The sequence below is a fragment of the Eubacterium oxidoreducens genome, from assembly GCF_900104415.1.
Taxonomy (GTDB): Bacteria; Bacillota; Clostridia; order Lachnospirales; family Lachnospiraceae; genus Eubacterium_C; species Eubacterium_C oxidoreducens.
The window spans coordinates 20596-35525 of record NZ_FMXR01000020.1 but is presented as its reverse complement, the minus strand read 5'-3'; the positions used below and the strand labels follow the sequence as shown (position 1 = coordinate 35525).

The following is a 14930-nucleotide window of genomic DNA, read 5'->3' as shown; positions in this document are numbered from 1 at the left end:
GTTATGCATTCATAATATAAAGGTTCTAGTAAAATGATAGGAAAGATAGTATCATAATTATTACGAGGTTAAAGAAATGAAGCAAGACGTGAAACATATATTTTTGACAGGGGAAAAGCAGGTTGGAAAGTCAACAGCACTAGGAAAGGTTTTAGAAACACTTTGCGAACAGGGATATCGCGTGGGGGGATTTCAGACCTTACCATTTTCCATTCACAACAAAAGACGAGGTTTTTATATGCACTCTCTGATGGAGAGGGAAAACGATGTAAATGATATTCCGATCGCACTTTGCTTTCATACGGCGAACGGAATGCGAAGAATGGGAATTACGGAGACTTTTGATTGCTTTGGGGCAGATCTGCTTCGGGAGGCGCTTACAGATGCCGACATTATTTGGATGGATGAACTAGGTCGGCTTGAGAAAGAGGCAACACAATTTAACCAGGCAGTTGTAGAGTGCCTGAATCGTGGCAAACACATAGTCGGAGTCCTACAGAAAACCAATCGCGAATTTCTGCAGGAAATAGCATCTCGTGAGGACGTCATGGTTTTGGAAGTTACAATTGAAAACAGGAATGAAATAGCAAAGAAGGTTTTAGAGGCATTAGGGGAAATGTTATAAAATCGAGGGATGAGAGGTTGTCATGTAGTAACAAAAAAGGAGGAAACGTATGAAAAACGTTAGGAAATTGTTCGCATTGGCACTCGCAGTGGTGGTAGTAGCCGGCTTTACACCAATGATGAACACGCAGGCTGCAACCGGGAAAGTAAATACGACAAAGTATACCATCTCTAAAAAAGCAGGCACCTATAAGGACAAGGTCACTATCAAGATTAAGGCAAAGAAGGGTTATAAAATCTATTATACGACCGGTTCTAAAAAGCTTACGACCAAAAAGGTAATAAAAAGTGGTAAGACGAAGAAACTGACATTTACCAAAACAACAAAATTGAAGATTTATGCGGTGAAATCTTCAAAAAAGGTTACAAATAGAAAGCTAAAAACTACGAAGGTGAAGAAGGCGACAAAGACGTATAAGTATACGATTAAGAAGTCTTCAAGCACTACGGATTCTTCATCCAGCACCAGTGATGATACGACAACAGATGATACTACGACGGATGATACAGAGACGGATGATATTACGACAGATGATACGACCGGAACAACGGAAAATTATCTGACGGTTGGAACTATTACAGAGTCTGTAGATCTTGAGTCGGTAGCGGATACAACCGATGATAATATGACGATTGCAACAAGTGATGAGATAAGGACAATTACAATCACAGCAGCAGGCACCTATGAATTAACAGGAGGATCTTTAAGTAATCCGTTGACCGGAATTGAGATTACATCCGACGTTGAAGTGACGTTGGTATTAAATGATTTATATATTGATAACAGTTCTTTTGAGGGAAATAATCCGGTCATTCAGACTAGTGCGAATACCACTATTGTATTAAGAGGAGATTCGATAATAAAAGGGTATGGCACGTATACGAATACTTCCGAGCCGGCAAGTGGAGTTATCTATCAAAGTGCAAAAAAATATTCGCTTATTCTTGGGGCAGATATAGAGGATAAAGACGCCTCTCTTTCTGTAATTGATGCAATTGACGTAACTACGGATTTTGGAGATTATGACCCCACTGATGGGATCACAACCAAGGGAGGATTAACCATCAACAGTGGAGCGATTAGCATTACTTCAAACGGTGATTGTCTGAAGGGAACAAACAGCGGCATTACAGTGGCAGGTGGAGAGTTGACGTTAACGTCGAATCTTGGTGGAGCTCTTAAATCAAAGAGTAGTAATATCACCATTACCGATGGAACGATTACAACAAATGGCACCTACGATGATGGAATAAATGCTAAGAGTGGAACTGCAACAATCTCGGGAGGAACCGTAACAATCAGCAATTGCTATGGTGATGGAATTCAGGCAGAAAATGTTGATATTTCCGGAGGAACGATTAATATTGAAACGTTATATCAGTATGCAGCAACGAATTTTTACGCATCTAACAGTATTTCAAGTACTGCGAATGCATTAAGTGAATCCGGTGATACCAAAACAGAAACGATAAATTATGACACAGGAAGTCATAAAGGCATTAAGGCCGGAACAAAGGCGAAGACATATTCTTACACATCGGTAGAAGATGGTTCTGACTATACGGCAGGGACACAATATACGAAAGAGGCATCCGGCAGTTTAACCATCAGTGGCGGAACCATTACAATCGATACCACGCAGACCGGTGTTAAGGCGAATTCTCTTAGTACAAGTGGTTATTCTGCAACCGGAACCGGGGTTTATATCATCGGTTCACCGGAGTGTGCCATTCAGGCAAATAATTCCGGGTCGATTAGTGGCGGAACATTGACACTTGCCGCAGCGGATGAGGGAATTACTGCAGCGAATGACTTATCCATTAGTGGAGATACAATGGTCAAAGTGACAACAGCATATGAAGGCATAGAAGCAAAAGCAATTACAATCGGTAACGGATCAGATAGCCCACAGGTTCGAGTCTATTCAAACGATGATGGAATTAATGCATCCTCTAAGACGCTGGTTTATACGTATGAAGATGAAACGGAAGAAACTTATGTGAAGAAAAGTACATCACAAGATGGCAATTCATTAACCATTAATAGTGGTTATGTGAATGTAACAATCGGTGCAGACCAGACGCATTCGGTAACGGTACCAAATGGATCAAGCACTAAGACGATCACATATTCATCGGATGGAGATGGTCTTGATTGTAATGGAAGTTTGTATATATATGGAGGAACGACCATTGTATACGGGGTAGGTGCAAGTACATCAAACTCTCCGATTGATAAGGATGATGATTTTGTTCTTGAATCAGGTGCAACTGTATTGACACTTGGTTCAAGTTCGATGCAAGGAGACGGTACGCCAACAACGGTAAATCAGGCTTACATTTCGAGTAGCAGTCAGACAGGTGGCCCAGGTTCGAGTGGACATGGCGGCCAAAGCTCATCTTCTGTGTCTATTTCATCAGGTGCGGCAGTAGCAATCCTAAGTGGTTCAACAACCTTGATAGCAGTGAAGGCACCAATGAGCGCAAGCAGCGTATTTTACTCATCACCAAGCCTTACAAATGGAAGTTCTTATACGCTTTCCACAGGTGGAACGTTATCAAGCCAGTATACAGATTATACCTATGATTATTACAATGGATATACCGGAGGTACAAGCAGTACATCGCTGACGGCAAAACAATAAGATAACAATAAAACGATTTAACTCAGTCGGAGCTTGTACCCCGACTGAGTTAAACGCTCCGCGAGGATGCGCACGGATTCGGACAGGAATTTGTCTGCTGAAGCAGACCCGAATCCGGCGCGCAAGACTCGCGAGCGAGTCTTGACGACCCCTCCTTACCGGACGAAAAAGCTGCCCGGCAAGGAGGGTTATTTTGATGGGAGAATATAGAGTAGATATGCTATAATAAGAGATAAGAATGAATAAACACAGCGAATGAAAAAGGGGAATGATGGATGTCCAAAGTTGAGAAGATTTTATATGTGGCAGACGCAGATGCCGCTAACAATAACAAGATGCTAGATGAGGCACTTAAGCTGTTTCAAGAGATGGGGATTCGTTCCTTTGACGATCCAAAGGGAAGTGTTGTAGCCTGGTATGAATGCAAGGAAATGGTCGGTGACTTCGAGCCGGGGACACGTCTTTTGGTTGTAAACGTAGATGACGATGAGATCTTAGATGAAGAGGATTTATTTACGGGAGCCGTAGAACTAGGCGATGAGGACGAAATGCTGTTTGCCGAATTGCCGGAAGAAGAGGAAGAATTCATCGAGGAGTTCACGCTGGCGTCATTAGATGAAGAGGAAGAACTCTTTGATGCTATTGCAGAAGGATTGGTGACAAGAACACCGATTTCTATTAAGGCATATCCGGATTATTTAAGAAATTATGTAGAAAAATTCTGGGCAAATATCCTATCGCAAACAAAGGGATTTACCTATACAAGTTTAGAGGACAATGAATGGGATGTTGTATTGCAGATCATACGCGACGAAGCGAAAAACATCAATCGTTGTTTCGCACTGCAGCAGGTTGAGACAGAAGATGAAGACTTTGTGCGCTATCAGCTGCTTTTGGATGGCGTAAGTCTTGGAACAGCACTGAAAAAAGAGGATACGACCATGCTGATTTGGCGGTCACTTGACAGTGAATATGAGAAAAATGAATTCTGCAAGGAGCTAAACTGGTCAGGCAAATTAAAGGATGGACTGATTGCGGAGATTGAAGAAGAGATTGAGTTAACCTTAGAGACGATTCGCGAGGAGAAAGACTATGCGCTCTTCTTAAGCGAGATGGGCGAGTTAGAGTCTAAGCTGTATCGCGTACAAAAAGAATATGGAGTTAGTCCAAAGCGAGATATGTTCAAAGCATTGGCTGCAAACCAGGTGGATTTGATCAAGGAAATATTGGCGTTTAAGAATGGACGATAGAGAAAAAAACAGAGCCCTTCGAGCCAAAACACTAAAAAAATTCTTAGAAATAACAGATAAAACGCACGCAAATCAAACGCTTTGGGAGATTGTGACAGCACAAAAGAAAAATAAGAGGATAGAGCCATTAAGTGCCGGAGATGAACTAGTGCTGGTAGGGAATATAGGATATGCGGCAACGGTCTATCTGGCTAAGTACAAGAAAGAAGAATTAGAAACAAGAATTCATCCAAGGGTTGTATCAAGGGGCTTGAAGATGGAAGCAAAACCCCTGCCCAAACATTTGGAAATTGCGGCAATCTATGAAGTAACAGAAGGCGGTTTAAATAAGAGTCTTAACGAATTGGCAAAGGATTACCAAAAAGGCTTTTGGATAGATGCAAGGCGGGTGATGATTCGACAAGAAACGGTAGAATTTTGCGAATTTTATGATTTGCATCCGTGGGATTTGTTATCAAAGGATTGCTATCTGCTTGTAACAAAACGGGCGATGAAGGTTGTGGATGCCTGTAAAAAAGCCGGTTTGATCTGTAATAAAATCGGTCATCTGACGCCGGATAATAAGAAAGTGATTTGTCGGGCCGGGGAAGAGAGCCTGCTTAATCGGGCACGGCCGGATGCATTACTAACGGTATTAAAAAAGGATTTTGAATAGATGACAAACCTAGAAGAGTATTACAACAAATTTAATGAAGAAAAAAGATTAAACTCACGCCATGGACAGATTGAGTATCGCATTTCCATGGATTTTATCCATCAGTACCTTAAGCCGGGGGATAAGATTGCGGATATTGGGGCGGCGACCGGGCGCTACAGCATACCTTTGTTTGAAGAAGGCTATGATGTAACAGCGGTAGAACCGGTACAGCATAATCTTGGAAGACTACAAAAGAAATGTCCTCAGATTACGGCATTTAAAGGAAATGCGTTGAAATTAAAACGACTTGCAGATAATAGTTTTGATGCGGTGATATTCTTTGGACCTATGTATCATTTGATTGGACATGAGCAAAAGATGCAGGCTCTCTTAGAGGCAAAGCGCATCACGAAGCCGGGCGGACATATTTTTGTAGCATATATAATGAACGAATATAGCGTAATTACATACGCATTTAAGGAAAGACATATCTTAGAATGCATGGAAGAAGGACGTTTTGATGAGGATTTTCAGACGGTGCCCAAACCGGATGATTTATATGATTATGTGCGACTTGAAGAGATCAATCGAATCAAGGAGGAGGCCGGGCTATTACGTAAGACGATTCTCTCGCCGGATGGAGCTGCTAACTATATGCGGCCTTTTTTGAACCAGCTAACGCAGGAGGAATTTGAACAATTTATCAGATATCAGCGAAGTGTTTGTGAGAGACCGGAGCTTCTTGGAGCAGGCGCGCATATTGTTGATATTCTTTGTAAGGAATAGGTGAAAGTAAGTGAGGACATTATATCTTGAGTGTAAGATGGGCGCTGCTGGAGATATGCTGACAGCCGCATTGCTAGAGCTGTTGCCGGATCGGGAAAGCATCTTAAGGACACTAAATGAACTGCACATCCCAAACGTGACCTATGAGGCTAAGAGCGTTGTTAAAAGTGGCATTACCGGAACGCAGATGCATGTTTTGGTGGACGGCGTACAAGAAGGGCACCATCATGAGCATCACCATCATCACAGTGGCCTGCATGAAATCGAGCACATTCTATCGCATATGAAAGTGAGCGAGAAGGTGAAGCAGGATGCGGCAAAGGTCTATCAACTGATTGCCGAAGCAGAATCGCAGGTACACAATGAACCGGTGACACAAATCCATTTTCATGAAGTAGGAATGTTAGATGCAGTGGCCGATGTTGTGGCTGTATGTTATTTGATGGAGCAGCTTGGAGCTGAGAAAGTCGTGGTCTCGCCGATACATGTCGGTAGCGGACAGGTACGTTGTGCGCATGGAGTACTGCCGGTACCGGCGCCCGCAACGGCATATATTTTAAAAGATGTGCCAATATATGGCGGACAGATAGAGGGCGAATTGTGTACGCCAACCGGTGCAGCGCTGATCAAATACTATGCCGATGAATTTGGACCAATGCCCATTATGAAAGTAAAAGAGATTGGTTATGGCATGGGTTCAAAAGACTTTTCACAGGTGAATTGTCTTCGCGCAATGCTTGGGGTGACGTCAGAGCAGATGCATAAGCGGATTGAGCTTGACTGCAATATGGACGATATGACAGGAGAAGAGATTGCTTATGCGATGGAACGCTTATTTGAAGCGGGAGTCAATGAAGTATTTACGTCACCGGTTGGCATGAAAAAGTCGAGGCCGGGAGTAAATCTTACCGTAATCTGTGAAGAAAATAAGAAAGAGATGATATTAGAAACCATTTTCCAACACACGACAACCATCGGTGTTCGGGAAAAGAGTATTAAAAGATATGTATTGGAACGAACAATCACACAAGAACAGACCAAATACGGCCCAATACGCTGTAAGGAATCTCATGGATATGGAATCTCAAAGAAAAAATATGAATTTGATGATGTAGCGGATGTGGCACAAAAAGAGGGAAAGACTATTCGTGAAATTCGGGAAGAATTAAGGAGGAATCAAGATGATTTACAGTAAGTTTCAGGATATTCAGATTTCCAAGCTTGGATTTGGAGCCATGAGATTGCCGAAAAATTCTAAGAACGATGAAGATATTAATCAAGAGGCCGTGCAGGAGATGGTAGATTATGCCATGGCGCATGGTGTAAATTATTATGATACGGCTTGGGGATATCATAATGGTCAATCAGAGATTGCACTTGGTAAGGCACTTAAGAAGCATCCGCGTGAGAACTTTTATCTGGCTTCGAAGTTCCCGGGATATGACCTGTCTAACATGCCAAAGGTGAAGGAAATCTTCGAAAAACAACTTGAAAAATGTCAGGTAGAGTATTTTGATTTTTATCTGATTCATAATGTCTGTGAGATGAATATAGAAGAATATCTCAATCCAAAGTATGGAATCTATGAATACTTGATGGAGCAAAAGAAAAATGGCCGCATCAAGCATCTTGGTTTTTCCGCACACGGTGATTTGGATGTAATTAATCGTTTTTTAGAAGCTTATGGGGAAGGAATGGAGTTTGGCCAGCTGCAGATTAATTATATTGATTGGACATTTCAAAATGCCAAGGCAAAGACCAGGCTTTTATCGAGCCATAATCTACCGGTAATTGTTATGGAACCGGTGCGAGGCGGAATGCTTGCAAAACTTGCACCGCAATATGAAGAACAGCTGAAACGTTTCCGTCCGGATGAGGAGATTGTAGCCTGGGCGTTTCGGTTTTTGCAGACACTTCCGGAAGTATTTGTCACGTTATCCGGTATGTCGAATCTAGAACAGGTGAAGGCGAATATCGCAACTTACGAGAAGAATCTTCCACTTACGCAGAATGAGAAAATGACATTACAAGCTGTTGTAAAAGACATGCTTTCCAAAGAAATACTGCCATGTACAGCTTGTCGTTATTGTACAAACTATTGTCCAAAGAGCTTGGAGATTCCGGAGCTTTTGGCAATGTACAATGAGCATAAATTTACAAAAGGTGGTTTTTTGGCGGGAATGCGCTTGCAGACATTTGATAAGGACAAAAGGCCGGATGCCTGTATCGCTTGTAGAAAATGTGAGGTAGTCTGTCCGCAGAATATTAAAATATCAGAAGCAATGGCAGATTTTGCACAGATGATGTCTGAGTCATGATAAGGAATAAGGCATGGATGTAAAAAAATTACTAGATCAGGTCGCGGAAGGAACAGTCAGTTCGAAAGAGGCTTATGAACAACTAAAAAAAGCCGACCAGGCGCAGGTTCATCTTGACTATGCGCGAAAGGAGCGGTGTGGTTTTGCAGAAGTTGTCTTTTGTAGTGGAAAGTCTAAGGAAGATCTTGTGAGAATCTATCAGGAGATTTATGACTTAGAAGGCGAGGTTCTTGGAACTCGAGCAACAAAGGCGCAGTATGAGGCGGTAAAAGCACAGTTACCGCAGGTGAGCTATGATGAAGTCTCTCATATCTTAAAAATTGAAAAGGCAAATAAGGAAAGAACCGGACTGGTTGCAATCTGTACAGCAGGAACCGCAGATATTCCGGTGGCGCAGGAGGCTGCATTGACGGCGGAGTTTTTTGGAGTCAAGGTAGATCGCATATATGATGTGGGAGTAAGTGGCATTCATCGCCTGCTAGAACGAGCAGAGCGGATACAGCAGGCCAATTGTGTCATTGCGATAGCCGGAATGGAAGGTGCTCTTGCAAGCGTGATCGGAGGTCTTGTGAAAAATCCGGTAATTGCAGTTCCCACTTCGGTCGGTTATGGTGCAAGTATGCACGGACTGTCAGCGCTTCTTACTATGATTAATTCCTGTGCAAACGGGGTCGCGGTAGTAAATATTGATAATGGATACGGAGCAGGGTATCTAGCTGCGCAGATAAATCGTCTTGCAGATAATGACGTTGGGAAGGAACAGATAAGAGATGAATAAAGGACAACATATCGTTTTGCTGATTGTAGCAGGATTGTGCTTGATCGGATATCTTGTTTTGGGAAAATAAATAGAGGGTAGCACACCGGTTTTGCGGGGGCTACCCTCTATTTTCATTCAACAAAGCGATATGTGAGGAATTGATTTCCTGCATTACTTAGTTTCTTAGAAAGATCATCCAGCTCCATAGATTTAGAAGAATTGCTGTCAGGATCATAATAATACACCGTATCAGAAGAAGAATAACCGGTAAGAAGGATATAGCTGTTTTTTCCGGTATTGGCCAGAACACATCTGCCGGTGCTAAGGAAATAAAGCATTTCTTCAAGTTCGCATCCGGACACATCCAAAGCTTGGGCTCCATCTATGGAGGAGGTGATGATATCTGCAGCAGTTCCGCCGTTATCTAGATAATTATCAAGGCTCATCCCTTCGTTGGCAACTTCTAGCATAGCATCAAGGCAGCGAGCCAAAGAAGAAGTATTGCCGTCGGTATAGGAGATACTGTCAATTAATTCAGAAACACTCGTAGAGCGCGAACGTTTCCAGATGTAATTAAGATTTTGGTCAACCACAACGCCCATATTATCATTAGCAGCGGCAATGGCAGTAGCAGCACCCGCAGACATTGCAATGACTTCTCCGCGAGCATAAGTGTAAAATACGCTTTGGTCAAGATCCAAAGAGATGGTAACATCAGGATTATTAGCAAGCAGATACTTTGGTGTCAGAAGCTGTGTGGTAGTTTCTAAAAGCTCGTCAGGAAAGCTCAATTGCACCTGAGTTTCATACTCATCTGTGACGGTTGTATTAAGAACAATACGGTCAGCGGAATCTTCTTCGTTATTCAAGATCGTTTCCTGCCCTTTTGAAACAAAGGTGCCATTTTTCTTGACTGCCTGATTCAGGTAAATGGTTTCGCCGTCAACATAAGCAGAAGTTGTATAATAGTTTGATTTAGAATAGCTCTTCAGGGTATTTAGCTCCATATCACAGATGTTGACCTGATACATGCCATAGCTGATATTGCCGGCAGCATCCGTCTGAATATCGGAGGCACGGGCCATTCCATAGATTAAATCGTCGTTCATAAAGCATAACGGCAGGATATATTCACCATCTTCAGCCGCAATCGTCTGCGTACTTTGGTCGGCAAGATTAAGAATGGTAATAGCGGTAGGATCGTCCGTATCGCAGTAGGCAAGATATTGGCCGGCATCAGAAGCAGCAAAATATCCTTCGCTGATGTCTTCAAGAAGAACTTTGGAGGTTCCCTGGGTTAGATCTACCTGATATACTTTGCCTTGCATCATGCAGTAGAACATATCATCCGAACTAACATAAAGCAGCTGACCAAGAGCTTCCTTTAGCGTCTGATATGATTGGGTAAATGGCAAAAATCCAACCTCTTCGATGGAATTAGAAGAGCAGTTGTAATGATAAATGCAGATGCCAACCTGCCCTTCATGGTCGCCGCGGTTCATATATCCATAGACAACAAAATCCGCATCTCCGCTCTCTGAGATACTAATCAGACGGATGTCGTGTTGGTCATAATTTTCGCGCACATCAATTCCCTCATTACTTTGGAAAGAGAAGATCTGACAAAGTCGATTGTCAGAAGCGTTGTAGCCCCATAGCTCACCATTTTGTACAAAGATAGCATGGGTGCCGGTTTCATTAGACAGATAATCAACGTCGCTACTACGAATGCCAAGCTGAAGCAGATTAGAAGAGATAGAAGAAGTCTCGCCATCAAAGAGCTGCTCCATATCACGCTCATAATCGAGCAGATAAATGCGATCAGAGGCATAACGAAGCCGGAAATACTCATCCACATCATAATAGATGGTGGCACCGCTGTCGGTCGATTCCGTCATGACATAATGCAGGGTTACGATGGAATACTGACCGGTAATTTCTTTTACGGAAATGGTTTCGGTATTCAGCTGACTGCCGGTAAAGTTCGCCCATGCCACCTGTTCAAGGGAAGAATGAATCGTTACCTTGGCAAGCGTTGAATTGTCGCCGGTATTGTCAGGCTCAATATAAGAAGCCAGTTCAGAATATTTCGTATCATCAAGACTGTAAGAATGGAACATCTTGGCAAAGTCAACGCACGCAGCCACCTCACTTGTGTCAGATGGCATAATTCGCGTGTAATAGTACACCTCTTTTTGGTCGGTCTGCATAGTGAAGATAAGCTGGTATTCCGTATCATTCTCGAGAACATTTCCAAGATTAAGACTTCCGGCAATCTTACCGGAGCTTGGCGAAGATAAGGAAGCAGTTCCACTGTCAACTAACTGAGAAGTGTCAAGAGAGCGAAGCTCATAGGAGACACCTTCAATATCTTCAGAGTAGGTGGTAATCGTAAAGTCAAGTTCATTGTTGGAGGTGACAGGAAGAATGGTGTCGCGCATGTAGCGGGCATCCATCTGTGTCGTGTAGCCATGCAGTTCATTGATGGAGGTATCCTCAAGTTGCATGGAAATCAAAGGTAAAGATGCCGAAGACATCTCGCTGGTCAAATCTTCTGTTTCATGGTTCGTAATAATGCTAAATATGATAATGGCAGCGAAAAAAATGATAATTAAAATCAGTGCTTTTTTAAGCCATTGCTTTACTTCTGCTCGAATTCTCATAAATCTATTCCTTTTATATCGATAAATCGTAATTTTCTCAAATATTATAATAGTAGCAAGGGGGCAAAAAAGCAAGGAAAGAACAGAGTCTAAAGTTTTAAAAATAATCAGCCGACATAAACTGTAGAAAATGGATTTGCAAGGATGCAAAATAACAGACAAGGATGCCACGTTTTTGGGAGCGCATTATGAAAATAGATGGATTAAATACCGTAGGAACGGGCGAAATAAATACCGCAAATTCGCAGATGACGATACAAGAGGCGACAAAGAAACACGCCGGCAGTGTCATCTGGCAGCCAAACCAAAATTATATCAGTGGACAGGGTATGCTTTCGGACAATTATACACAGGCAAAGTCCATAGAAGAATTTGTCCAGGAAGTAGAAGGAGCAGATCTTTTTGAAAATGCGTCCATGAATTATGTGGCAGATACCATGACGACGGCAGAATATAAAGAAGCACTGGATGCAGGATATTCTCTGTTAAAGGACGAGCCACAGGCAGTTCTTACAGTAACAGACAAAATACAGATTGAAATGGCTAAGGGCGGCAGTGACATGACGTACTTTGGAGATGACATACCGCTTGAGGCATTAGAAGAGGTTGTGGGAAGTGCGGCGTACGCAAGCCAGATTCAAGATGCGTTTAAAGGCGCCGGACTGACGATGACCGAGAATAATGAGCAGGGCATAAAGGAAGCGCTGACTATGGCTGCGGAAGTGGCAGCCGGCGGGGAAGAAATCAGTGAAAAGGCGATTGCCTATCTGGTTAAGCAAAGTCTATCTCCAACATTGGAAAATGTTTATAAAGCAACCTTTAGCTCTGTTTCTTATACCCAAAATACCGTAGAGATTGATGGGCAGGTTACTTCGATGCTGCAAGATCTGGTAAGGGAATCTGCAAGAGAGGATGCGAGTGCTCTTGAAGATGCAGCCTGGATGTTAAAGCAGGAAGTACCGCTTACAACGCAGAACTTGGAATATGTAAAAGAATTAAAAGACATAACCGTATTTCAGACGGTCGGAGAAGTTGTAGATGCATCTTTGGATGCGATTGCACTTGGGGGAAAGGCAACCAACGCAATGCTTGTGCAAGATAATGCTCTTTTGGAGCAGGCGAAGGCGGCTATGGCAACAGTAGAAGCGGCAACAGAGGCACAGATTCAGTATTTAGAGCAAAACAATGAGCCGCTGACAATAGAAAACCTTTCGAAACTGCAAGAGGGTCAGTATGCCGATTTTGATGAGCAGACATTGATTCTTAGTGACTATGATCAGGTAAAGGCACATAGACAATTAGAAGAGATTCGTCTAAGTATGACAGTGGAAGCAAATTATGCGTTGCTTAAAAAAGGTATTCAGCTTGAGACACAAGAGTTGTCAAAAGTCGTAGAAGAACTCAAAAAGACCGAGCAGCAGATGGATGCAGCAAGGTTAAGTGGAAACGGAATAGAGCCTACACCGGAGAATCTTGATACGTATCGAAATGCGACAGATACGTTGTCATATATTAAGGATTCCGCAGCGGCGGTAATTGGTCATCGGGAAATTATGACACAGACACTTGCGCAGGTTAAGCAGACAGCAGAATCTGTTAATGCTGCTTATGCAAAAGCGGAAAGCCGGTATGAGACTGTCATGACAGCACCGAGGGCAGATATGGGAGATTCCATTACAAAGGCCTTTCGCAATGTGGATGCAATCTTAGCTGAGTTGGATCTTGAGAGCACACCGCAAAATGAGAGAGCCGTCCGTATTCTTGGCTATAACAGTATGGAAATCACACAGGAGAATATTTCGGCTGTTAAAGTTACAGACGCGAAGGTACAGCTGATGCTTGATAGGATGAAACCGTCGGTGGTCATGGAAATGATTAGGTCCGGGGATAATCCATTGACAAAGACGGTGGATGAGTTAAATGAGTTGGCTGCAGATATCTTGCAGGATGCAGAAAATGAAACGGCGCAAAAGTATTCCGAATATTTGTGGAAAGTACAGCAGCAAGGGGAAATGACTGATGCACAAAGAGACAGCTATGTTGGAATCTATCGTCTGTTAAATCAGATTTCCAATCAAGATGGCATGCTGACCGGAACTTTGATGCAACAAGGCGCCGCACTTACAATGGAAAATTATCTAATGGCATCAAGAAGTATGAAAAAACAAGGCAGTGAAGTTACCATAGATGACAATTTTGGAGAAGTAGAGACATCCGCGGCCATCACCAATTCGATATCGGCGCAGATTGAAAGTGGCTACCAGGAACTTGCGGCCAAGCAGGCATTTAGCCAACTTCAAAACAATGGTCCGGCCATCTTAGAAGGGGTGGCAAATCCGATGACATTGACGCCGGAGCAACTTTTAGCACAGATGAAAATGCAGGAGAGTGAGACGCAAAATGCCGATTACTCCTACGAAGAAGAGCAGCTTGCACAGGCGAAAGAATGTGCACAGATGGAAGAAGGCGTATACCGATTGCTAGACCGATATGAACTTCCAAAGACGATGTATCATCTGCAAGCGGCTCATTTGATTCGCCAAAGAAACGGTAAAGTATTTTCGCAGTTGTTTGAAAGTACCGGACTTGAAGCAGATGCATTAGAAGAAGTCAAGCAGCAGATTCTAGAAGAATTTGGGGAAGCGATGAAGACGCCTGAAGATATGGCAAAAGCGCAAGAACATCTTGCAGATGTAGCAGAAGAAGCTATGAGTACAGAGATGGAGAATAATGAAGCAACATCTATGAGCATTCGCCAGATTAAGATGCTGAATCAGGCAATCAAATTGGGGACGAAAATGTCATCAGAAGAAAATTATGCGGTACCGGTGCTTGTAAACGGTCAGATGACAAAGGTTCAGCTTAAGATTGTACGTGCAAGCGAAGAGAGGGGCAAAGTAGCAGTATCCTTTGCGGACGAAGTCTTTGGAGAAGTGGCAGGTACATTCAAGGTGACTTCCGGCAAGATTGCCGGTCAGATTGCCGTGGAAAATGAAGCGTCCAAAGAATGGATGGAGAAGGTGCTAGAACAATTTGCAGACAGTCTTGATACAGATTGCACATTGCAGACCGTTGTATCTTCTAAGATTGACAGTGATGCCATCTTAGATAGCGCAGGAGAAAACGATCTTGCACTTAAGGATCATGAAGTTTTGACAAGCTCGCTGTACAGACTTGCAAAAAGCTTTTTAGAAGCCGTAAGAGACTAAACAATCCGGCCATAACGGCCGATAATAGTAACACAAAA

10 protein-coding genes are annotated in these 14930 nt (G+C 42.9%); 9 read left to right on the top strand and 1 reads right to left on the bottom strand.

Annotated elements, in window-relative coordinates; all coding sequences use genetic code 11:
- Positions 1–76: 76 nt before the first annotated feature.
- From BLS20_RS12095 to larB, 8 genes are all read left to right on the top strand, one after another.
- Positions 77–625, top strand: a complete 549-nt coding sequence (locus tag BLS20_RS12095) for a nucleoside-triphosphatase (RefSeq protein ID WP_090174628.1) — start codon at positions 77–79, stop codon at positions 623–625.
- Between the two features lie 49 nt (positions 626–674).
- Positions 675–3269, top strand: a complete 2595-nt coding sequence (locus tag BLS20_RS12090) for a carbohydrate-binding domain-containing protein (protein WP_090174627.1) — start codon at positions 675–677, stop codon at positions 3267–3269.
- 275 nt (positions 3270–3544) lie between these two features.
- Complete coding sequence (locus BLS20_RS12085) at positions 3545–4519, top strand: hypothetical protein (protein WP_090174626.1); 975 nt, start codon at positions 3545–3547, stop codon at positions 4517–4519.
- Positions 4509–5174, top strand: a complete 666-nt coding sequence (locus BLS20_RS12080; protein ID WP_090174625.1) for an AIR synthase-related protein — start codon at positions 4509–4511, stop codon at positions 5172–5174. Before BLS20_RS12085 ends, BLS20_RS12080 begins: the two co-directional genes overlap by 11 nt.
- Positions 5175–5942 carry a class I SAM-dependent methyltransferase gene (locus tag BLS20_RS12075; protein ID WP_090174624.1) on the top strand — a complete coding sequence of 256 codons (768 nt, stop codon included), beginning with the start codon at positions 5175–5177 and terminating at the stop codon, positions 5940–5942. It begins immediately after the preceding gene.
- 10 nt (positions 5943–5952) lie between these two features.
- Positions 5953–7137 carry a nickel pincer cofactor biosynthesis protein LarC gene (larC, locus tag BLS20_RS12070; RefSeq protein ID WP_090174623.1) on the top strand — a complete coding sequence of 395 codons (1185 nt, stop codon included), beginning with the start codon at positions 5953–5955 and terminating at the stop codon, positions 7135–7137.
- Positions 7124–8260 carry an aldo/keto reductase gene (locus BLS20_RS12065; protein ID WP_090174622.1) on the top strand — a complete coding sequence of 379 codons (1137 nt, stop codon included), beginning with the start codon at positions 7124–7126 and terminating at the stop codon, positions 8258–8260. Before larC ends, BLS20_RS12065 begins: the two co-directional genes overlap by 14 nt.
- Positions 8261–8273: 13 nt before the next feature.
- On the top strand, positions 8274–9038 hold the full coding sequence (gene larB / locus BLS20_RS12060; RefSeq protein ID WP_090174621.1) for a nickel pincer cofactor biosynthesis protein LarB: 765 nt from the start codon (positions 8274–8276) through the stop codon (positions 9036–9038).
- Between the two features lie 113 nt (positions 9039–9151).
- On the opposite strand, the gene BLS20_RS12055 is transcribed toward larB, so the two are convergent.
- A complete protein-coding gene (locus BLS20_RS12055) occupies positions 9152–11683 on the bottom strand; it encodes a hypothetical protein (protein WP_090174620.1) in 2532 nt (843 codons plus the stop codon).
- 188 nt (positions 11684–11871) lie between these two features.
- Here BLS20_RS12055 and BLS20_RS12050 point away from each other — a divergent pair, with 188 nt between their 5' ends.
- Positions 11872–14892, top strand: a complete 3021-nt coding sequence (locus BLS20_RS12050) for a DUF6240 domain-containing protein (protein ID WP_090174619.1) — start codon at positions 11872–11874, stop codon at positions 14890–14892.
- The last annotated feature ends 38 nt before the right edge of the window (positions 14893–14930 follow it).